The 21,319-nt window shown below is 74.6% G+C and carries 17 protein-coding genes; 7 read left to right on the plus strand and 10 right to left on the minus strand.

What is annotated here, in order from left to right:
- Position 1 precedes the first annotated feature (1 nt).
- Positions 2 to 1,201, plus strand: a complete 1,200-nt coding sequence (locus ACWD5O_RS17340) for a DUF58 domain-containing protein (protein ID WP_450085902.1) — start codon at positions 2 to 4, stop codon at positions 1,199 to 1,201.
- Positions 1,177 to 3,654 (plus strand): transglutaminaseTgpA domain-containing protein, encoded by a 2,478-nt coding sequence (locus tag ACWD5O_RS17345; RefSeq protein ID WP_450085903.1) that lies wholly within the window; start codon positions 1,177 to 1,179, stop codon positions 3,652 to 3,654. The genes ACWD5O_RS17340 and ACWD5O_RS17345 overlap by 25 nt, the downstream gene beginning before the upstream one ends.
- A 106-nt stretch (positions 3,655 to 3,760) precedes the next feature.
- On the opposite strand, the gene ACWD5O_RS17350 is transcribed toward ACWD5O_RS17345, so the two are convergent.
- The 4 genes from ACWD5O_RS17350 to ACWD5O_RS17365 all read right to left on the minus strand — a co-directional run bounded on the left by ACWD5O_RS17350 (position 3,761) and on the right by ACWD5O_RS17365 (position 7,327).
- Positions 3,761 to 4,168 (minus strand): hypothetical protein, encoded by a 408-nt coding sequence (locus ACWD5O_RS17350; RefSeq protein ID WP_450085904.1) that lies wholly within the window; start codon positions 4,166 to 4,168, stop codon positions 3,761 to 3,763.
- A gap of 179 nt (positions 4,169 to 4,347) precedes the next feature.
- The gene (locus ACWD5O_RS17355) at positions 4,348 to 5,322 is read right to left on the minus strand and encodes a hypothetical protein (protein WP_450085905.1); all 975 of its coding nucleotides are present in this window, start codon (positions 5,320 to 5,322) and stop codon (positions 4,348 to 4,350) included.
- Positions 5,323 to 5,555: 233 nt separating this feature from the next.
- A complete protein-coding gene (locus tag ACWD5O_RS17360; protein ID WP_450085906.1) occupies positions 5,556 to 6,347 on the minus strand; it encodes an SDR family oxidoreductase in 792 nt (263 codons plus the stop codon).
- Positions 6,344 to 7,327 (minus strand): LLM class F420-dependent oxidoreductase, encoded by a 984-nt coding sequence (locus ACWD5O_RS17365; RefSeq protein ID WP_354966361.1) that lies wholly within the window; start codon positions 7,325 to 7,327, stop codon positions 6,344 to 6,346. Before ACWD5O_RS17365 ends, ACWD5O_RS17360 begins: the two co-directional genes overlap by 4 nt.
- A 155-nt stretch (positions 7,328 to 7,482) precedes the next feature.
- Between ACWD5O_RS17365 and ACWD5O_RS17370 the strand changes: the two genes are divergently transcribed.
- Entirely contained in the window at positions 7,483 to 8,703 is a 1,221-nt protein-coding gene (locus tag ACWD5O_RS17370; protein WP_450085907.1) for a low temperature requirement protein A, read from the plus strand.
- Positions 8,704 to 8,754: 51 nt separating this feature from the next.
- Positions 8,755 to 9,618: a DUF1028 domain-containing protein gene (locus ACWD5O_RS17375; protein ID WP_450085908.1), complete on the plus strand. Its 864-nt coding sequence runs from the start codon at positions 8,755 to 8,757 to the stop codon at positions 9,616 to 9,618.
- A gap of 6 nt (positions 9,619 to 9,624) precedes the next feature.
- Here the strand turns inward: ACWD5O_RS17375 and ACWD5O_RS17380 are convergent, their stop codons facing one another.
- Together ACWD5O_RS17380 and ACWD5O_RS17385 are read right to left on the minus strand one after the other, a co-directional pair.
- Positions 9,625 to 10,293: a maleylpyruvate isomerase N-terminal domain-containing protein gene (locus ACWD5O_RS17380; protein ID WP_450085909.1), complete on the minus strand. Its 669-nt coding sequence runs from the start codon at positions 10,291 to 10,293 to the stop codon at positions 9,625 to 9,627.
- Between the two features lie 8 nt (positions 10,294 to 10,301).
- Positions 10,302 to 11,189, minus strand: coding sequence for a phosphatase PAP2 family protein (locus ACWD5O_RS17385; protein WP_354966356.1), 888 nt, complete (start codon positions 11,187 to 11,189; stop codon positions 10,302 to 10,304).
- Positions 11,190 to 11,335: 146 nt separating this feature from the next.
- Between ACWD5O_RS17385 and ACWD5O_RS17390 the strand changes: the two genes are divergently transcribed.
- Positions 11,336 to 12,007 carry a DUF3159 domain-containing protein gene (locus ACWD5O_RS17390; protein WP_354966362.1) on the plus strand — a complete coding sequence of 224 codons (672 nt, stop codon included), beginning with the start codon at positions 11,336 to 11,338 and terminating at the stop codon, positions 12,005 to 12,007.
- Between the two features lie 382 nt (positions 12,008 to 12,389).
- Here the strand turns inward: ACWD5O_RS17390 and ACWD5O_RS17395 are convergent, their stop codons facing one another.
- Entirely contained in the window at positions 12,390 to 13,175 is a 786-nt protein-coding gene (locus tag ACWD5O_RS17395; RefSeq protein WP_450085910.1) for an RNA-guided endonuclease InsQ/TnpB family protein, read from the minus strand.
- On the opposite strand from ACWD5O_RS17395, the gene ACWD5O_RS17400 reads away from it, so the two are divergent.
- Positions 13,174 to 14,517 (plus strand): GH1 family beta-glucosidase, encoded by a 1,344-nt coding sequence (locus ACWD5O_RS17400; protein ID WP_450085911.1) that lies wholly within the window; start codon positions 13,174 to 13,176, stop codon positions 14,515 to 14,517. The two genes, ACWD5O_RS17395 and ACWD5O_RS17400, sit on opposite strands and share 2 nt — an antisense overlap.
- A gap of 72 nt (positions 14,518 to 14,589) precedes the next feature.
- On the opposite strand, the gene ACWD5O_RS17405 is transcribed toward ACWD5O_RS17400, so the two are convergent.
- From ACWD5O_RS17405 to ACWD5O_RS17415, 3 genes are all read right to left on the minus strand, one after another.
- Entirely contained in the window at positions 14,590 to 15,012 is a 423-nt protein-coding gene (locus tag ACWD5O_RS17405; protein WP_074307750.1) for a roadblock/LC7 domain-containing protein, read from the minus strand.
- The gene (locus ACWD5O_RS17410) at positions 15,009 to 17,543 is read right to left on the minus strand and encodes a sensor histidine kinase (RefSeq protein WP_450085912.1); all 2,535 of its coding nucleotides are present in this window, start codon (positions 17,541 to 17,543) and stop codon (positions 15,009 to 15,011) included. Before ACWD5O_RS17410 ends, ACWD5O_RS17405 begins: the two co-directional genes overlap by 4 nt.
- A 99-nt stretch (positions 17,544 to 17,642) precedes the next feature.
- Positions 17,643 to 19,055: an FGGY family carbohydrate kinase gene (locus ACWD5O_RS17415; protein ID WP_450085913.1), complete on the minus strand. Its 1,413-nt coding sequence runs from the start codon at positions 19,053 to 19,055 to the stop codon at positions 17,643 to 17,645.
- A gap of 262 nt (positions 19,056 to 19,317) precedes the next feature.
- Between ACWD5O_RS17415 and ACWD5O_RS17420 the strand changes: the two genes are divergently transcribed.
- Entirely contained in the window at positions 19,318 to 21,237 is a 1,920-nt protein-coding gene (locus tag ACWD5O_RS17420; protein WP_450085914.1) for a chorismate-binding protein, read from the plus strand.
- Positions 21,238 to 21,319: the final 82 nt, after the last annotated feature.

Below are 21,319 nucleotides of genomic sequence, written 5' to 3' on the forward strand. Positions count from 1 at the left end.
CATGGGGATCACCGCCCGCGGGGTCGGGCTGCTCGTCGCCGCCGTCGTTCTGCTCGGGGTGGGCTTCCGGTTCGCGTACCCCGAGTTGACGCTGCTGGGGGCGGCGGCCGGCGCGGCCGTCGGATACGCCGCGCTGACCGCGGCCTGGCGGCCCCGGCTGGTGGTGGCCCGCCGCGCCGACCCGGACCGGGTGGCCCGCGGCGAGCCGGCGAGCATGACGTTGACCGTCCGCAACACCGGCCGGCTGCGCTCGGCGAACCTGCTGGCCGAGGACCGGTGTGGGGACCGCACGGCGCCGGTGCCGCTGCTGCGCCTGCGGCCCGGCCGGGACACCGAGGTCCGCTACGACGTGCCGACCCATCGGCGTGGGGTGGTGCCGGTCGGGCCGCTGCGGGTGACCCGGCGGGACCCGCTGGGCCTGGTGGCGCTGACCCGCCCGTACGGTGCGAACACACCGGTGTGGGTGCACCCCCGGATCCACCCGCTGACGGCGGTGCCCACCGGCGCGGGGCGCAGCCTCGACGGCCGGGTGGACGGGGTGCCGCACGGGTCGATCACCTTCGACTCGCTGCGGGAGTACGTGGTGGGCGACGAGCTGCGCCGGGTGCACTGGCGCACCAGCGCCCGGGTCGGCGAGCTGATGGTGCGGGAGAACGTGGACACCAGCCTCCCCCGCCTGGTGGTGCTGCTGGACAACCGCGCCGCCGCGCACCCCGCACGGGTGCGAGGGGTGGCGGAGTCGTTCGAGTCGGGCTGCGAGGCCGCGGCGTCGATCGTCACCGCCGCGCACCGCGCGGACCTGCCGGTGCTGTTGGTACTGGTCGCCGCGGAGCCCGCCACGTCGGTCGAGCGGGGGCGCGGCGACCGGGCCGACGGTGCGGTGGACGGCGAAGGCCACCCGCTCGGGCCGCTGGACCGGCTCGCCGCCGCCGAACTCTCCGGCGACGACGACGCGCTGCGCGCCGCCACCACCCGACTGCGGCAAGACCGGCTCGGCGACACGCTGATCTTCCTGACCGGGCCGGGTGGCCGCGCCGACCTGGGGCACGTGGGTGCGCTGCGCGGCGCGTACCCGTCGGTGGTCGTCGGGGTGTTCGGCCCGGCCGAGCCCACGCCGGCCGGTACGGCGGGCCTGGTGGTGGTCGACGCGGCGGACGGCGCGCAGTTCGCCGCCGAGTGGGACGGGGTGCGCCGGTGGTGACGGGCGTCGACCAGCAGCGACCAGGCCCTGCGACCACCGCCGGCGCGGCGGGATCCGGGACGAGTCCGGGCACGCCGCCGATCGACGGCTCGGCACAGCGGGACTGGCCCGGGCGGGTGTGGCGGGCACTGCGGGCCGCCGTCGTCCCGCTCGCGTTGATCGGGTTGACCGCGCTCGCCGGGGTGGTCCTCGGCCGGGTGTACGCCGGCGACCTGCTGACCCGGTTGGTCATCGGCGCCGCAGCCGGTTCGGTGCTGGTCAGCGTGGCCGCCCGGCGGCTGCCCTCGTGGCTCGTGGCGCCGGTGTCGGTGGCCGCGATGGCCGGTTGGACACTCTGGTCGCTGCGGCTGGCCGCCGCCCGCGCCGAGCTGCCGGGCAGCCTGCTGGAGGTGACCGCGGACGCCGCGCGCAACGGCATCCCCCGGCTGCTCACCGCGATGATTCCGGTCGAGCCCACGCCGGACACGGTGCTGATGCCGGTGGTCGCCGCGTGGCTGGCCGGGCTGGCCGGCGCCGAGGTGGCGCTGCGCACCGGCCGGGTGCTGTTGGGTTACCTGCCGGCGGCGGGGCTCTACGCCGCCGCCCTCTACGTCGTCGGGCCGAACGCCGAACCGGCGATCGGGGCGACGCTCGCGTTCGTCGCGATCGCCGCGGTGGGTCTGGCGGCGCCCGCCGGGTCACCGTCGACCGGCGGTGAACCGGCCGCCGGCCTCGCCCCCCGGGTCCGCGCGGCGGTGCGGGTCCGGCTCGCCGCCACCGCGGCGCTCGGGGTGGCCCTGGTGGTCGGGCTGGTGGCGCTGCTCGGCCCGGTCGTCGCCGGTCAGGTCGACGGCCGGCCGGTGGACCCTCGGCGGTACGTGGAGCCGCCGCAGGTGCAGACGCTGGACGAGAACCCGCTGATCCGGATCTCCGGGTGGGCCCTGCACCCCGAGCAGAAGCTGCTCGAGGTGAGCACGGTCCGTCCCGGCGGCGTGACGCCCCCGGACGGCGGCACCGCGAGCGGTGGGCCGGATGGCGGCACCGACGACGAGCCGGCGGACGACGCCGGTGACAGTGTGCGGATCCGCCTCGCGGTGCTCAGCGACTACGACGGGGTGACCTGGCGGGTCGGCGCCAACTACCGCAACGCCGGTCGGATCCTGCCGGCCGCGACGCCGGCCCGGGACAGCACGGTGGAGACGGTCCGGCAGCAGATCACCGTGGCCGACCTCAGCGGCCGGCTGCTGCCCGCCGTGGCGACCCCGAGCGAGGTCAGCGGCGCGCGGGTGGCGTACGACCCGGCGACGGGGACGCTGATCCGGCCGGAGGGGCTGACCCCGGGGCTGCGGTACACGGTGACCTCGGCCCGCGAACGCCCGGACAGCAACCTCCTGGCCACCGCGAACGTGCCCGCCGGTGCGGAGGTGGCTCGGGTGCTGCGGGTCGCCGACGGGGTGCCCGACCCGATGCGCCGGCTGGCCGCGCAGCTCGCCGAGGAGAACGGCGCCCCGTACGCGCGAGCCGCGGCGATCGAGCAGTTCCTGGCCGAGCACTACCGGGTGGTGGCGGACGCGCCGAGCGGGCACGCGTACCCGAACCTGGGCTTCTTCCTCTTCGGCCCGCGCAACGGCGGCGGGCAGCGGGGCACCTCGGAGCAGTTCGCCGCGGCGTTCGCGGTGCTCGGCCGGCTCTCCGGGCTGCCCACCCGGGTGGTGGTGGGCTTCGGGTCCACCGGGCAGGGGCCGGTGCGGGCCGGCGACGCGTACGCCTGGCCGGAGGTGCTCTTCGACGGGTTGGGCTGGGTGTCGTTCGACCCGCTGCCCCGCCCGGACAACGAGCCGAGGCCGGTGGAGGAGGACTTCCGCCCGACGCCGGAGGATCCGCCGCCGTCGGAGGCGCCGGAGCCCACCGTGGAGCCCACCGCCTCCCCGGAGCCGGTGTCCGTCGCCGACGGGCCGGCCGGCCAGGGTGGCGTGTCCACCCCGGTGCTGGTCGCGGGCGGCGGTGGTGGCCTGCTGCTGGTGGTGGGCGCCCTGCTGCTCACTCTGCTGGCGATGCGCCGCTCACTCACCCGCGCCCGGCTGAGCCGGGGCGACCCCGGCCAGCGCATCGCCGGCGCCTGGCGGGAGGTCACCGACGCGCTACGGCTGGCCGGGCGCCCGGTCGGCGCCGACCTGGCGGCCACCGAGGTGGCCGGGCAGGCCCGCCAGGCCCTCGCCGACGCCCGACCGGGCGCGACCGGCAACGGCACAACCGGCGACCTTCCGGCCGTCGACGAGCTGGCGGCCCTGCTCAATCAGGTGGGCTTCGCCCCCCGCGCCGCAACGGCCGACCAAGCATCTCGCGCCGCCGAGGTGGCCACCGTCTACACAAGCACCCTGCGCTCCGCCCGCCCCTGGTGGCGCCGCCTGCTCTGGTCCGTCCACCCATCCCCCCTGCACCGCGCCCGCCGCGCCCGCCGGTCCCCGCGGTGATCAAGGGCTTTGCGTCGCCTGCGGACCCATTCCTGACGCAAACCTCTTGATCACCCGAGGCGAGTCCGGGGCAGGCCCGGGAACCGGGGTTGCGCGTTGGAGGGCGTTATCGTGCCGGTGATCGAACCAGGGCGACGCGCCGACCATAGTCGGCGGCCACGGCTATGACGAGGGGCCCCCATGCGACCATCGGGGCGTAGAACCGCAGTACCTCCCAGCCCGGAGCCTGATGTGCCGGTTCGTCGCGGCCTATCCCCACCCAGCCGCGCTGCACAAAATGGAACCTGCTGTTCAAAAAGAGATACACGCAGATGGCGGCGAGCACCGAACCGCCGATCAGCGCGACGAGCACGACTGGGCGCGCCGGAATCGGACGGCCCCCGAGCAGCGGTACCCAGTGCGGAAGTCGTTGGCCCCAGCGTTGCACCAGGCCGAGTGTCAGCAGCGCCAGCCCCATCGACAGGGCGGACAAGAAGATCATGTACCACGGGGTGACGGCATCGTCGGTGAACACGAGGGACAGTCGCCAGACCGCGGACGGCAGGACGCAGAGCGGGACGGCGTAGGCGGCCCAGACCGCCCAGGGTGGCGGGGCGGCGGCCCAGGTACGGCCAGGGTCAGGGGGACTCATGAGTACTCCGATCTTCGAAGGCCGAAGTCGTTGAGGCTCTGGCCGCGGGCGAACCCGGTGACCTACGACGGGGTGCTGGCGTCTGCCATCTGCCGCTGACGAGGCCGGGTGGCGAGGGCATAGCCGGTGGTCGTGACGCCCAGCGACACTCCCCAGCCGAGGAACACCAGCAGCGTGGTGGCTACCGCCCACCCCTCCCACACGTCCGACCAACGCAGGTCACCCGCGAGTAGCTGGCCGACGAACACCGCGACGCTCAGCACGCCGTAGGTGACCAGCGCGAGCGCCACCACCCCGGCCGGGATCACCGCCAGCAGCCGGGGAACCCGTCGACCGTGCAGCCCCGGCACCCAGTGCGGGAACTGCTGCCCCCACGGCTGTACCAGCCCGAGAACGAGCAGGCCGGCGAGCGGCGGGACGAGAGTGATCGCCACGCCCGTCGGCGTCGAGAGATTCAGGTGGATGTCATTCAGTTCCCGCTCGGATATGCCGAACGGAACGCCGAGCACCCAGAGCGCGTGCGGCACGGCCCAGCCGACCACCGGCAGCGCGACAGCCGCGTACGCCCAGAGGCGCGTCCACCGCGGCACCGGCTGGTAGCCGGAACTCACCGGTCCGCGCTGGGGACCGGATGCGTTCGCAAGCCCGGCGAACAGGACACCACCCGCTACCAACGCGAGTCGGGCGCCGAGGTCACGCCAGTCCGAGGGACGCCCCGCCAACGCCGCCGGGACCTCGAAGAGCAGATGCAGCGGGAACGCGACGACCAGGAGCAGCGCGCCCGCCGCCCAACTCCCGGCGGCCGCGGCGCGGCCCGGGAACCGGATGGCGCACACAACAATCATTGCGAGAGCGACACCGACTCCCACCGCTCCCCATCCCGCCCAGAACGGCAGCGTCTCCACGCGGTCCGCGCCGCATCCACCCGCCGGATCGACCAGATCAGTGCGGTCGCAGGCGGTGTACCCCCACCGGCCACCCGCGATCCAGTACAGACGCAGAGCCACCTCACCGACGACGAAGACGACGCATGCCATCGCCCACGGTCTGGCCGCGTCGTTCGCTGCGGATCGGTGAGTACGAGCGGAACGGTCTGACATGTCGCCCCCTACGCGCAGCGCCGTGTCGGCACACCGGAACCTGGCGACCACACAGCGACACTCATGAACCAATGATCTGCGGCGATGGACGCACTCCTCCTCCCCAGCAGAAGTGAATGCAGTCCCGCAGCTGGGGGATGGCCCTTGCGCTTGGTTCAGGGGTTGAGGGGTCAGGCGGTCAGGCGGCGGACCAGCTTGCGGAGGCCGGCCTGCCAGCCGTCCGGGTCCTCGGCGCGGCGGCGCGCGTAGTCGGCGACCTCCGGGTGCGGCAGGATCAGGAAGCGCTCCTCGGCCAGCCCGGCGATGGTCGCGTCGGCGACCTGGTCCGGGGTGAGCACCGCACCGGAGGCGGCGATCACCCGGGCGCCCAGGTGGCCCTCGACGATCCCGTCGGCGAGCATCGGGGTGTCGACGCCCTGCGGGCAGAGCGCGCTGACCCGGATGCCCCGGTCCCGGTAGGTGATGGCCAGCCACTCCGCGAAGCCCACCGACGCGTGCTTCGTCGCGGTGTACGCGGCGTCGCCCACCGCGGTCAGCACGCCCGCCGCCGAGCAGGTGTGCAGCAGGTGGCCGCCGCCCCGGGCGAGCATCCCGGGCAGCACCGCGCGGGCGGAGTAGACGTGGGCGAGGACGTTGACCCGCCACGCGCGGTCCCAGCCGGCGTCGTCGACCTCCACTCCCCCGCCGGTGGCCACGCCCGCGTTGGCGCAGAACAGGTCGATCCGGCCGTACCGCCGCTCGGTGTCGTCGACCAGCGCGCGGACCTGATCCTCGTCGGTGACGTCGAGTGCGGTGGCGTGCGCGAGCGGGCCGATGCCCTCGGCCACGGCGCGGGCCGCGTCGCCGTCCAGGTCGGCGATCACCACGGCGGCCGCGCCCTCGGCGGCGAACCTGCGGGACAGTGCCGCCCCGATGCCGCCGGCGCCGCCGGTGACCACCACGATCCGGTCGGTGAGGTTCACGTCGACGCTCCTACGGGGTCGGTGCCCAGCTGGGCGATGAGGGTGGTCAGTGCGGCCGCACCGCCGGCGGTCACCTCGGGGGTGGGCAGCAGCGCGAGGACGGGCACGTCCACGCCGGCGTCGGCGTAGCGGCGCACCTCGGCGCGGCAGTGCTCCGGCGAGCCGTGCAGCACGAGCGCGTCGACCACCTCGTCCGGCACCGCCGCGCTGGCGCCGCGCCGGTCACCGGCGGCCCACGCCTCCCACATCGGCGCCAGCGCCTCGCCACGGCCGAGCCAGCGGTGGAACTCGGCGTACGCCGGGACGGTGAGGTAGCTGGTGATCAGCCGGCGACCGAGCTTGCGGGCGTACCCGGCGTCCTCGGTGGGGCAGACGAAGATCCGGGCGGCGACCTCGAAGCCGGCGCGGCGCTCGCCGAGCTCGGCGAGGGCGCGTGGCACGTCGTCGGCGCCGAGCCAGTTGAGAATGACCCCGTCGGCCTCCGCGCCGGCCAGCCGGAGCATGCCGGGGCGCAGCGCGGCGAGCAGGATCGGCGGCGGTACGGCCGGCGGCCGTTCCAGGGTGAACCGGCGCACGGTGAAGGTGTCGTAGACCTCGTCCACGGTCTCGCCGCGCAGCGCGGCGCGCAGGAAGCGCAGGACGTCCCGGGTGCGCCGGAACGGTTCGTCGAACCGCACGGCGTTCCAGTCGCGGACCAGCACCGGCGAGGACGCGCCGATGCCGAGCGCGAACCGGCCCGGCGCGGCCTCGGCCAGCGCCGCCGCGCTCATCGCCAGCAGCCCGGGTCCCCGGGTGAAGACCGGGGTGATCGCGGTGCCCAGCCGTAGCCGGGGCTGCCAGGCGGCGGCGAGCGCCAGCGGGGTGAACGCGTCGGTCCCGGCGACCTCGGACGACCAGACGTCGGTGAACCCGGCCCGGTCGAGCGTCGCGTAGACCGCGGCGTGGTCGGCCAGCGGGATCCCGCCCAGCGGAACCGTCATGCCCCATCGATTCGTCACCGATCGATCGTGCCCGTTGACCGGGTCCGCGAGCAAGATCCCCGAACCGGGCGGATTTGCCGGCATCGGTCCGCCCGACCGGTCCGGCGGTGTTACGACTGCCAGGTGGACCGGACCGACCGCGCGGGCGGCTGACCGTGGGTTCCAGGGCAGCGGGTCGCCTGGAGCCGGTATCGGCGGGGGCCGCTCCGAACCGGGCCACCTTCCTGGAGCTCTTCTACGACCTGGTCTACGTCTTCGCGCTCACCCGGATCTCCACCCGTGTCTTCGAGGACCTGGCCCAAGATCCGGGTCGGGAGCACAGCTGGGCGGCGGTCACCGGAGGCGGCAAGACGCTGCTGTTGCTGCTGGCGCTCTGGGCGCTCTGGCAGGGCACCGCGTGGACGACCAGCCGCTACGACCCGTACCGGCTTCCGCTCCAGGCCGTCGTGATGACCGCGCTGGTCTGCAGCATGGTCATGGGGGTGGCGATCCCGCGGGCGTTCACCGAGACGGCGCTGATGTTCGCGGTGGCGTACGTCGTCGCGCAGGTGTCCCGGCCGCTGATCCTGTCGATCGCGCTGGGGCCGCATCCGTACCGCCGGCAGAAGGTGCGGATGGCGATCGTGTACGCCACCAGCGGCGTGTTCTGGATCGGTGGGGCGATGCTGACCACCAACCAGCAGGTGGTGGCCTGGACGCTGGCGCTGGCCATCGAGTACGCGGCCAACCGGGCTGGCTGGCCGGTGCCGGGGCTGGGCCGATCGACGACCTCGAAGTGGGACATCGCCGGTGAGCACCTGGCCGAGCGCTACCAGCAGTTCTTCCTGATCGCGCTGGGCGAGACGATCCTGGTGGCCGGTCTGGCGTACAGCAAGGGGCCGTACCGGGCCGGGCACGCGCTGGCGTTCGCGTTGGCGCTGGCCACCACGATCACGCTGTGGCGGATCTACTTCCAGCGCGCCGGGCAGATCCTGGGCGAGGCCGTGGCGCAGGCCCGGCACCCGGCCAACATCGGCCGCTCGGCGGCGGACACCCACCGGTTGATGGTGATCGGGCTGGCCGCCACCGCGGTCGGCTACGAGCTGATCATCGAGCAACCGCTGGACCGGATGCCCGGGCCGTGGCTGGCCATGGTGCTCGGCGGGCCGGCGCTGTTCCTGGCCGGCCGGGCCCGCTTCGAGTACGAGGTGTTCGGGCGGGTCTCCCCGTCCCGGTGGATCGCCCTCCTGGCGCTCGCGGTGGTGGCGGCGCCGCTGCTGCTCCTGCCCGGTGTGACGACGACCGCCGTCGTGGTGCTGGTGCTGGCCGCAGTCGCGGTCGCCGACGCCCGGCGGGCGCGCGGCGCCCCACCGGAGGCGCCGAAGACGCCGTTCTGAGCCATCGGGGTACGCCGATATGATGGCGGCGCGGCAGGTTAATCTCGGCGGGTGACCTTCTCCCTCGTGGCCCGCTCTGCCGACAGCCGGTTGCACGGCGTCGTCGTGGCCAGCAAGTTCCTCGCCGCCGGGGCGCTCGTGCCGGCCGCGGAGGCCCAGGTCGGCGCGCTGGCCACCCAGGCGCACGTCAACCTCGCCTACCGCCCGCAGGGGCTGACCCTGCTGCGCACCGGGGTGCCGGCCGCCGATGTGGTGGCCGGCCTGATCGCCGCCGACGCCGAGCGGGAGCACCGCCAGCTCGGCGTGGTCGGGGTCAGCGGTCCGGGTGCCAGCTGGACAGGGCCGGCCTGCCACCCGTGGGCCGGTGGGCGCACCGGCGACGGCTGGGCCGCACAGGGCAACGTGCTCACCGGCCCGGAGGTTGTCGACGCGCTGGGCGAGGCCTGGCTGGCCGGTTCGGCGCTGCCGTTCGCCGAGCGGCTGGTGGCCGCTTTGCGCGCCGGCGACGACGCCGGCGGCGACCGGCGGGGCCGGCAGAGCGCCGGTCTGCTGGTGGTCGAGCGCGACGGCGGGTACGGCGGCAGGAGCGACGTGCTGATCGACCTGCGGGTCGACGACCACCCCGATCCGGTGGCCGAGCTGGGTCGGCTGCTCGCCGTGCACACCCTGCTGTTCAGCCGGCCCGACCCGGCCACGCTGCTGGAGCTCAGCGGCGCGGTGGCCGACGAGGTGGCGGCGTTGCTCAGGGCTCTGGGTCACCCGGTGGCCGACGACGGGCCGGAGGGCGCGTTGATCTCCTGGGCCGGGCTGGAGAACCTCGAAGAGCGGCTGGTGCCGGGGCGGATCGACCCGGTGGTGCTGACGCACCTGCGCGGCGTCGCCCCGCACGTGCCCGCGCCCCGCTCCGCGAGCTGACCCTGGTCAGCTCCCGAAGGCGAGCCAGCGGAACCCGGCGGCGGCGACCGTGGCCCGCTCCGGGCCGGTCAGTGCCACCCGCCCGGTGGTCTTGCGGATCAGCGTCAGCCGGTCCCAGCGCAACTCGGCCGGCGCCGGCCGTCCGTCGGTGAGCAGGTCGACGATCACCGCTGCCGCCTGGGCGGTGAGCCATGGGGGTCGGTCCAGCGCGGCGGCCAGGTCCAGCCCGTGCACGCCCACCTCGAGGACCCGGGTCCGCAGGAACTCGGTGAGGCGCATCGCGTCGCCGTGCCGGGTCCGGACCAGCCGCTCGGGCGGGGCCGCGGCGACCGCGGCGTCGGTGGCCCGCCAAGCCCGGTCCAACTCGGTCGCCAGCGCCGCCCGGTCCACCTGTAGCGCGTCCCGCCGGCCGCCGGCGATCCGGTCGGCGTCCACCTCCGGGGTGAACTTCGCCGCGCCGAAGTACTCGGCGGCGTCCACCTCGGCGCGCGGCGGGGCCGGCGCGGCGAGCATGTCGGTCAGCCGCCCAACTCCGGTGCGTACGTGCGCGATCAACTCCCGGACGTTCCACGGGGGGCAGTCGGTCGGCCGGTCGAGGTCCGCATCGTCCAGCTCGGCCAGGATCTCGGTGAGTCGGGCGCACTCGGCGCGGAACGCCACGCGGACGGGATCCACCGGCAGCTCTAGCCCTTGACCCGTGGCACCAGCCGGTGCACGACGATGAGCACCAGCGCCATCACCACCGCCATCGTGCCGGCGATGCCGGCGGCGCTGCCCGCGTACCCGACGAAGAGCGGCCGCCGGGTCAGCTCGTCCGGCCCGGTGTCGCGCAGCTCGACCAGCCAGGACAGGGCCAGCACGCAGCCGATCAGGGCGAGCACGCCGACGGCGCCGAGCAGCAGGGCGGCGAGCCGGTGCGCGTCGCCGGGGGCGACCTTCGCCCGCTCCCGCTGGGTGACCAGCAGAACCAGCCCGGCCAGCGCCGCCCAGACGCCCACCACCAGGTACGCGGCGACGGCGTCGCTGGGCCGGTGCCAGCCGGCGGAGAGGGTGGCCACCCCGGCGACGGCCGCGTAGCCGGCGCCGAGGAAGGCGCCGACCGCCCGCACCTTGGGCGGCAGCACGAGCATCAGCGCGACCGCCACCGACGCGGCCACCGCGGTGTGCCCACTGGGGAGGCTGTTGCCCACCCCCGCGCGTTCCGGGTCGAGGCCGTAGTCCGGCCGGTTCAGCCCGTACTTCAGCAGCTGGGTGGAGACATTCGCGCCGGCGATCAGCAGGGTCGCGGTGATCGCGAGGGCGATCCGCCCCCGCATCAGCGCGATGAACCCGATCGTCGCGGTAGCGGCCAGCAGGGAGACCACCGACATCGCGTTGAGGAGCTTGTCGACCGGTCCGTCGATGCGATCCTGACCGATCCGGTTGCCGGTCAACGCGACCGTGTCGATCCACTGACCGATCTCGGAGTGCACAGCCACCCGCCAGACGACGAGGAAGGCAGCCGCCTGGACGACGGCCATGACGACCAACCAGACCGCGGTCCAACCCCTTGCCGTCGCGCGCATCCGCACACCGTAGCGGCCGGCGTCCGCCGGGCGGCCGGTGGCCCACCGGGGGCCGGCGGTTAGGTTGGAGCGGAGGCGAGGAGTTGACGGTGGGCGGCACACCGGAGCGCGACGCCGGCCAGGCCGCGCCCGACCCCGACCGGCACGGCGGGATCGACACGGGCCCCGATCGGCCGGCCCGGGCCGAATCGCTGACGGACCTGCTCGGCGGGCGGGGCGGCGCCATCGACGCCACCCTGCCACCGCTGGCGTTCGCCGCCGGCTGGCTGCTCGGCGGAGAGTCGATCTGGGCCGGGGTCGGCGCGGCGCTGGCCGTCGGCGCGGTGGTGGCCGGCGTCCGGCTGCGTCGCGGTGACCGGCCCCGCTCAGTGCTCATCGGACTGCTCGCCGTCTGCGTCGCCGCGCTGATCGCGGTACGCACCGGCCGGGCCGAGAACTTCTTCCTGATCCAGCTGCTCTCCAACGCCGCCAGCGCGCTGGCCTGGGCGGTCAGCATCGTGGTGCGCTGGCCGCTGCTCGGGGTGCTGGTCGGCGCGGCGCTGGGCCAGCGCTCCCGGTGGCGGCGCGACCCGGCGCTGCTGCGCGGGTACGCCCGGGCGAGCTGGGTGTGGACGGCGACCTATGTGCTCCGGGTTGCGGTGTTCGTGCCGCTGTACCTGAGCGGGCAGGTGCTCGCACTGGTCGTGGCCCGGGTCGCGCTGACCTGGCCGCTGGTCGCGGCGGCGCTGGCGGTGAGCTGGGTGTTGCTGCGCCGGTCGCTGCCGCCCGGGCACCCGGGCTTGCGTCACCCGGTAACCGGGGACCCTGCCGCGCCGCCCGGATGACCCGCGCGGGCAGTGCGTTGGCGGGCAAAAAAGTGGAGAGGCCGCCACGGGGGGAGCGGCCTCTCCGGTGACGTACGTTACTCCGTCACCGTCCTCGGTGTGATCCCGTGACGGCCCGAATTTCTGGGCTTTTTCGCGACAGCCTCCAGTCCGGGCGGTGGGGGCGGGCCGGCCGATCCGCTGCGTTGGCCGGATGGCCGGGCCTGACCGGGGGTGTCAGGCCGTGCGCCGGCCGGGTCCCGTCGTTCCCCCGGACCCGGCCGGACCCCGGGGTGGGCGGGGCACGCCGCCCACACCAGGGGTGCTGTCAGCCGTTCGGGAACGGGTTGCCGTAGTCGGCGTGCGCCATGGCGACATCGCTGCGCGCAGAACCGGTGGTAGGTCAGCTTCTCGACCTTGAAGGGCCGAGCTTGCGGATCGTGACGGCTCGTGGTGATGAGCACGAGGTCACGCCGCGTTCGGCAGGCTGACGGCTGCCCAGCCCGCCACGCCGCGTGCGGCGATGTTGCGGGGCTGCGTTCCGGTCGGCGTGCTCAGCGAAGCCGCACGACCGGCAGTGGAAGGTGGATTGGTTGGGCCGGTTGGCCTTGGCGACGTGTCCGCAGGCGGAGCATCCCTGCGAGGTGTATGCCGGGTCGACGTGCACGACCGCCACTGCGGACCGCTTCGCCTTGTAGGCGATGTACTGGCCGAGTTGGTGGAACGCCCACGAGTGCAGCGTGACCCGCTGGGGCCGTCTGAGCCGTACCCGGTCGCGGATGCCGCCCAGGTCTTCCAGGGCGATTCCGCGGCCGGTGCGTTCGGCCTCGGTCACGATGCTCTTGGCGATGCGGTGGTTGGTGTCGGCGGCGAACCGGGATTCCTTGCGGCGGCGTTTCTTCAGCAGCCGCTTGGCGGACTTGGTGCCGATGGCCTGGAGTTTCGCGCGCAGGCGCTGGTTGCGGTGCCGGACCCGGTTTGTGGCTTTGCCGCTGTGGTGGCGGCCGTCGGAGTCGGTGGCGAGGTTGGCGATGCCGAGGTCGACGCCGAGGAACCCGTCCGGCTCCTTGATGGGTGCGTCGGGGATGGGCCCACAGGACGACCGACTGATCGGGCCGGCCACCCCTGGCCTATCATGGGAGCGCTCCCGAATTTCGGCGGTTGCCCTGTATCCACGAGGAGAATCCATGTCGATACCTACCGGGCCCGCCGGCCCGCTGCGCTTTCCCCGCGACTTCGGTTGGGGCGCGGCCACCTCCGCGTACCAGATCGAGGGCGCCGCCAAGGAGGACGGCCGCGGCGAATCGGTCTGGGACACCTTCGCCCGCACCCCCGGGCGCACCCGCAACGGCGACACCGGCGACGTGGCCGCCGACCATTACCACCGGTACGTCGAGGACCTCGACCTGATGCGCGACCTCGGGCTGCGCAGCTACCGCTTCTCCATCTCCTGGCCCCGGATCCAACCCGACGGCAGCGGCGCGCCCAACCAGCGCGGGCTCGACTTCTACCGCCGCCTCCTGGACGGCCTGCACGAGCGCGATATCGCTCCGATGGCCACCCTGTTCCACTGGGACCTGCCGCAGGCCCTGCAGGACGCCGACGGCTGGGAATCCCGCGACACCGCCAACCGCTTCGCCGACTACGCCGACGCGGTCTTCCGTGCCCTCGGCGACCGCGTCCCGGTCTGGCTGACCGTCAACGAACCCAAGACCGTGGTGCAGAACGGCTACCTCGGCGGCCACCACGCCCCCGGCCGGCAGGACCCGGACGCGGCCTACCTCGTCGCCCACCACCTGCAACTCGCCCACGGGCTCGCGGTCCGCGCGCTGCGCGCCGCCGGTGGCACCGGCCGGATCGGCCCCGCGCTCAACCTGCACCCCTGCTACCCCGCCGACGACTCGCCGGAGGCCGCCGCGGCGGCCCGGCTCTACGACGGCTACGAGAACCGCCTCTACCTCGACTCCGTGCTCAAGGGCAGCTATCCGCAGGACGTGCTGGCCGACCTGGGCCCACAGAGCCGGATGGTCCGCGGCATCCGCGACAGCGACCTGGCCGTGATCTCCTCGCCGGTCGACCTGCTCGCCGTGCAGTACTACACGCCGATCTACGTCACCGCAAACGGCGGCACCGAGCAGCGCTGGCCGACCTCCGAGGCCGCCTGGCAGCAGATCTACCCCGACGGGATGTACGACATCCTGACCCGGGTCACCCGCGACTACGGCCCGATCCCGCTCACCGTCACCGAGAACGGGCTGCCCACCCCGGACGCCCTGGCCACGGACGACGCCGTCGACGACGCCGGCCGGATCAGCTTCCTGCGCGACCACCTGGCCGCCGCGCACCGGGCCATCGCCGCCGGGGTGCCGCTGGAGAGCTTCCACGTCTGGTCGCTGTTGGACAACTTCGAATGGGATGAGGGATACGACCAGCGGTGGGGACTGGTCTACGTGGACTACCCGACCCAGCGGCGGGTGCTCAAGAGCAGCGCCCACTGGTACCGCTCGGTCATCGCCGACGGCGGCTTCTGAGCGGGCCTCCGCCCGGGCCCCGGCGGCCGGCTCCGATGAGCCGGTGACCGTCCGGGGCACGGCCGGGGCCGGTCAGCGGGGCAGCGCCTGCTGCAACTCCGCCCGCAACGCCGGGGTGAGCATCTCCCCCGCCTGCTTCGCCAGCCGGGCCATCTCGTAGCCCACCACGCCGATGTCCGCGTCCCCGGCGGCGAGGGTCGCCAGGATCGACCCGTCCCGGACCTGCATCACCAGGAAGTAGCCCCGGCCCATCTCGACCACCGTCTGCTTGACGACGTCACCGTCGAACATCTGGGCCGCGCCCGCGGTGATGCTCATCAGCCCGGAGGTCACCGCGGCGAGCTTGTCCGCGTGGTCGCGGGGCAGGTTGTCGGAGATCGCCACCAGCAGCCCGTCGGAGGAGACCACCACCGCGTGCGCCACGCCCGGCACCCGCTCCGCGAACGCGCTCACCAGCCAGCTCAGGTCCCGTGCCTCCTGGCTCAACGTCGTCACTGTCGTCGTCCCCCTTCATCGTGCCCCCCGGACGGCGGCACGGGTATCTCGGTGGTGTCCTCGGCCTCGGCACGCCGTACCCCGCTGTAGAGCCGGGAAAGCATGCCACCGACCGCTTTCGGGTCCAGGTCGTCACGCGTCGGCGCCGCCTCCGGGCGGGCCGGGCGCGTGACCGAGGAGAGCTGCGCCATCGGCACCCGCATCGGCAGGCCCTGTTCGTTCGTGCCGGCGGTCACCGGGGTTGCCGGCGGCACGACCGGCCCCGGCACCGCCGGCCCGGACGGGCCCTCCCGGGACCACCAGCCGCCGCCGTTACCCGCCGAGGCCGGGGTGAGCACGTCCTCGGCGCGGACCGGCACCGGGCGGGTCTGACGCGGCACGGCGGCCCCGGGCCGGCGGCCCGCGATCGGCAGATCCAGGGGCGCGACCGCCGGCCCGGACGCGGCCCGGGCACTCCCGGACATCCGCTGCGCGCCAACGCCCCGAGCGGCGCCGGCCGCCAGCATCCGGGCCGGGGCGGGCGGATCCAGCTCCACCGCGCCCGCCGGGGCCAGCAACGCGGCGGGCAGCGCGAGCCGGGCGACCAGGCCGTTGTGGCCGCCGTTCAACCGCACCCGCACACTGAGCCGAGCGGCCAGGTGGCTGACCACGAACAGGCCCATCCGCTCGACCGTCGCGACGTCCGCGGCCGGCGGGCTAGCCAGCACCTCGTTCGCCTCGGCCAGGGCGGCCGGGCTCATGCCCAGGCCTTGGTCCGTGATCTCGATCAGCGCGCCCGCGGCCTCGACCCGGGCGGTCACCGCCACGACGGTGTCCGGGCGGGAGAACGCGGTCGCGTTCTCCAGCAACTCGGCCAGCATGTGCACCAGCTCACCGACGGCATGCCCGACCAGGTACACGTCGCCCACCGACTCCAGGCGGACCCGCTGGTACTGCTCGATCTCAGCCGCGGCCGCCAGCAGCACCGGGCCGAGGCCGACCGGCCGGTTCCACCGGCGGGTGGACTCGGTGCCGGCGAGCACCAGCAGGCTCTCGTCGTTACGGCGCATCCGGGCGGCCAGGTGATCGAGCTTGAACAGGTTCTCCAACTGATCCGGGTCGCTCTCCTCGCGCTCCAGGTCGTCCAGCAGCTCCAGCTGGCGCTCCACGAGCACCTGGCTGCGCCGGGCCAGGTTGACGAACATCGCGTTGACGTTGCGCCGCATCGTCGCCTGCTCGACAGCGACGGTGACCGCGCTGCGGTGCACCGCCACGAACGCCTCCGCCAGCTCGCCGATCTCGTCGAGCGAGCGGACCACAGCCGGCGCGACCTCGATGCCCGGCACCCCGCCGGTGACGGTCCGCAGCCGGTCCAGGGCGTCCGGCAGCTCGACCTGCGCGATCCGCAGCGCCTGGCTGCGCAGCAACCGCATCGACCGGGCTACCGAGCGCCCGACGAGCAGCGAGATCAGCAGGGCGGCCAGCAGCACGGCGACGATCCCACCGGCCACCAGCAGGGTGGTCCTCAGCTGGCCGCTGCTGGCGCCGTCGGCCTGCCGGACAGCGTCGTCGAGCACCCCCGCCTCGACCTGGCGCAGCAGCTCCTGGCGCTGCTGACTGGCCCCCCACCACTGCTCCGAGGGCAGCACCTCGGGCGTCGCGTCACCGGCCGGCAGGCTGCGCTCCTCCAGTTGGGTGGCGACCAGGAACAACGGGTCCACCGAGGTCTCGTCGTACCGGCGGATCTGGTCGGTGGTGGCGGCCACCCGGAACGCGCCGAGCGCGGTCAGCTGCTGGGCGCGCAGGTCGGTCAGGAGCACCCGGTCCTCGGTGCCGTACCGACCGGCGCGGGCGGCGGCGTAGAGCTGGGCCCGGACCCGCGAGGAGAGCTCCTTGACCCGGGCGATCTGGACGTAGCGCAGCACCGCGTCGCTCAACGCCGGCCGCTCCTGCCCTGGCGTCGGCTCGGCGAGCAGGTCGAGCAGCGTGTCGACGGCGCGGTGGTAGTTGCTCAGGATGGTGTCGGTGCTGAGCACCGCGGGCGGGATCGCCGGCCGGATGTCGACCACCTGGTCGTACGCCTCCAGCACCTCCGAGAACGCGACCCGCCAGGACGCGTCCGCGTCGGCCAGTGGCTCAGCCGCCCGGCGCAGGTCCACGATGGCCCGATCGGTCGCCGCCTGCAACGGCTTCAGGGCGGTGGACGCGGCCTCCCGGTCACCACCCCTGCGCAGCTCGCCCAACTCCCCCGCCGAGCGGTCCCGCTCCTGCTGGAGCTGGTGCACGACGGCGGTGATCTGCCGGCCGATGCCGACCTGCCGGGCGAAGTCGTTCAACGCCGTCGTCCGCCCCACCAGCGCGCTGGTCTGCACACCGGCGAGCACCAGGAACGCCACCGACGGCACCACCAGCACGGTGGCCAGCTTGGTGCTCATCCGCCAGTCCCGCAGCCGGAACGGCGAACGGCGCCGGTGCGGAACAACCCGGACGTCGAAGCGACGCCGGCGATGGTTCGACACCGCACCGTTCACCGGGTCGGGACCTACCGCCACACTGCCTCCTCCGTCCTGCCGCGTCCACCGCGGTCCGGGGAGCGCAGTCCATCCAACCAGGCTCGGGAGCGCTGTCAACGGCCCGGACGGGGAGGAAGTTCAGGAACGATACTGCGGGTGGGAGCGTCCTGTCGTGGTCGGCAAGACCAGCTCGTCCGTCCGGCCGATGTCGGCGAGCTCGACCGCGTCACCGAAACGGCCCAGCGCCACCAACGCGGCGCCGGTGGCGCCGATCTCCGGGTTGCGTTGGTGCGACACCGGTCGCGGCGCGAGCGCGGAGGCGAACGCCTGCCGCCACCACACCGAGGCGGCCACCGCGCCCCCGCCCAGCACCACCTCGACCGGTTTGTCGATCGTGGACTCCAGCACGGTCAGATCCTCGGCGACCAGCTCGCACAACCCCTGCATCAGCCCGGCCAGGATGTCCACCGCCGTGGTGCCGAAGCTGAGCCCGCGCACCTCGCCGGTGCCCGCCGGCGCCAACCCCGGCGCCCGGTCGCCGCCGAAGCGCGGGTCCGCCGGCCGCCCACCGCCCGCCGGTACCAGCGCCAGCGCCGCGTCCAGCTCGGCGCCCCGGGGCAGCCGCAGCTCCCGGTCGGCCCAGGCGAACAGGCTGCCGCCGCTGGAGTACGCCGCGCCGGTCACCACGTGGTCGTGGTCGACCCGGTAGCGCCACAGCCGTTCGGGCAGCCGGGGCAGCGGCCCGCCGGCCGGGACGCGCTGCATCAGTCGTACGGCGGCGGAGGTGCCGACGGTGACCGCGGCGCGGCTCGGGTCGACGCAGCCCGAGCCAACGTTCGAGGCGGCGCCGTCGCCCACCGGGGGCGACCACCGAGCCTCGGCCAGCTGCGGCCACCGGCGGGCGCGGTCGGGCCGCAGCCGGCCGTGCCACGCCAGCTCGCCCAGGGCCGGCACCTCCCGCGGTCGCGTGCCGGCCAGCGCCAGCGCCTCCTCGTCCCAGCGCAGGTTGCCCAGGTCCAGCAGGCCGGTGCCGGAGGCCTGGGAGACCGACATGGGCGCCGCTTCGAGCAGCTCGCCCAGCACGTACTCGGGCAGGCCGACGAACCGGGTGATCGGTGTGCCGGACTTCTCGCGCAGCCAGGGCAGCCGCACCGACCAGTAGGAGCGGTGCCACCAGCAGCCGGTGCGCTGGTGGAAGTCGTCCGGGTCGGCCGGGCCGGGCGCCCCGTCGAGCGGCGCCGGACGGGTGTCCAGCCAGGTGATCACCGGGCCCAGCGGGGTGCCGTCGCGGTCCAGCGGGAGCACCGAGTGCCACTGCGCCGAGACGGCCACCAGCTCGACGTCGCGCAGGTGGCCGCCCTCGGCCAGCTCGTCCAGGCACTCGATCAGGCAGGCGAGGTAGCCGGGACCGGAAAGGGTGCCGGTGCCGTCGTCGCCGAGGGCGAGGCTGACCTTCCGCCGGGCCAGGGCGCCGGGCAGCGGTTGGGTGTCCCCGTCCAGCACCAGCCCACGTACCGAGGAGGTGCCCAGGTCGAGCGCGAGAATGTTCATCGCCGGTCAAGTTACCCGGTGCCGGGCGTGTCGGAACGCTGGTCGGGCCGGGCGCACCGGTACACGCGAACGGCTACCCGGCCGCCCCGTGGGCGCGTAGGGTGGATCGCATGCTCGCGCACCTGACCTGCTGGTGGCCCGCCGACCCGGCGGCCACCTACCGCGCGTAGCTCCATCCACGCGGCCGCCATCGAGGCGGCCGCCGGATCTCCCGGCCCCGATGGCCGCCCCACCGGCGGCGCCCGGCCCGACGGAGAATCCGATGACCCACCTGACCGACCTGCTCGCCGCCGTCACCCGCGGCGTCGACCCCGGCCCTTTCGCGCTGCTGCGTCGCGACGGCGCCGATGAATTGGAGCTGTTCACCGGCCCGGTCGACACCGCGGACCGGCTGGCGGACATCCCGCTGCCGCCGGGGCCCGGGGCGCGGACGCTGGCCGTCGTGCCCTACCGGCAGATCACCGAGCGGGGCTTCGCCTGCGTCGACGACGGCGCCCCGCTGGAGTGCCTCCAGATCCGCGAGCACCACCGGATCGCCCTGGCCGACGTGCTGGCCGCGCTGCCCGACGAGCCGGTGCGCGCCGTCGACGCCGCGTTCGACGTCACCGACGAGGAGTACGCGGGGACGGTGCGGCGGGTGCTGGCCGAGGAGATCGGCCGTGGCGAGGGCGCCAACTTCGTCATCCACCGCACCCTGCACGCCACCGTGCAGGGCCCGCCGCTGGTGGCCGCGCTGGCCGCGCTGCGCCGACTGCTGGTCGCCGAGCGCGGCGCCTACTGGACGTTCGTGGTGCACACCGGCGAACGGACCCTGGTCGGCGCCAGCCCGGAGCGGCACGTCAGCGTCGACGACGGGCTGGTGATGATGAACCCGATCAGCGGCACCTTCCGGCCCGCCGACGGCACGCCGGACCGGGCGGCGCTGCTGCGCTTCCTCGCCGACCCCAAGGAGGTCGAGGAGCTGTACATGGTGCTCGACGAGGAGCTGAAGATGATGGCGACCGTTGCCGAGCACGGCGGCCAGGTGATCGGCCCGTACCTCAAGGAGATGTCACACCTGGCGCACACCGAGTACCTGCTCGCCGGGCGGGGCACCCGCGACGTGCGGGAGGTGCTGCGGGAGACGATGTTCGCCCCCACCGTGACCGGCAGCCCGATGGAGAACGCCTGCCGGGTGATCGCCCGACACGAGCGGGTCGGCCGGGGTTACTACGCGGGCGTGCTGGCCCTGCTCGGCCACGACGACGCGGGCCGGCAGACGCTGGACGCGCCGATCCTGATCCGTACCGCCGAGATCTCCCCCACCGGCCGGCTGCGGGTGCCGGTGGGCGCCACCCTGGTCCGGCACTCGACGGCAGCCGGCGAGGTGGCCGAGACGCACACCAAGGCGGCCGGGGTGCTGGCCGCGCTCGGTCTCGGCCCGGCGGCGCCCGTCGGCGGACGCGGGCCGCTCGCGCGGCTGGCCGACGACCCGGCGGTACGCGACGCGCTGGCCGCACGTAACGCCCCGCTGGCGCGGTTCTGGCTCGACCAGCGGGCGCCGGACGCGCCGGGCCTGCCCGGGCTGGTCGGCCGCCGGGCGCTGATCGTGGACGCCGAGGACACCTTCACCGGGATGCTGGCCCACCAGTTGGGCGCGTTGGGTCTGGCGGTCACGCTGCGGCCGTGGCACGCCGGTGGCCCCCTCGACGCCTACGACCTCGTGGTGGCCGGGCCGGGACCGGGCGACCCGGGCAGCCCGGACGAGCCGAAGATGGTGGCGCTGCGGGCGCTGCTGACCGGGCTGCTCGCGAGCGGCCGGCCGACCCTCGCGGTGTGCCTCGGCCACCAGGTGCTGGCCGGGCTGCTGGGGCTGCCGCTGCACCGTCGGGAGGCGCCCTACCAGGGGTTGCAACGCGAGGTGCCGCTGTTCGGGTACGTCCGCCGGGTGGGCTTCTACTCCACGTTCACCGCTCGCGCCGACGCGGACCGGCTGGACACCGCGTACGGGCCGGTGGAGCTGGCCCGGGACGTGCGCGACGGCGCGGTGCACGCCCTGCGTGGGCGCGGCTTCGCCGGCGTGCAGTTCCATCCGGAGTCGGTGCTCAGCCCGGACGGGCTCGCCGTGCTGACCGAGCTGCTGGGCGACCTGCTGCCGGCGCCGCACCCGGACGAGCTGTCCGCCGCCGGCGGGCGGGCATAGTCACCCCCGCCCGGGGGTACGGCGGAATCGACCGGCGGCGCGGACGGGCCGAGAGCCCCGCCCGCGCCGCCGGTCCCCTGCT

This window comes from Micromonospora sp. NPDC005161, assembly GCF_053599855.1.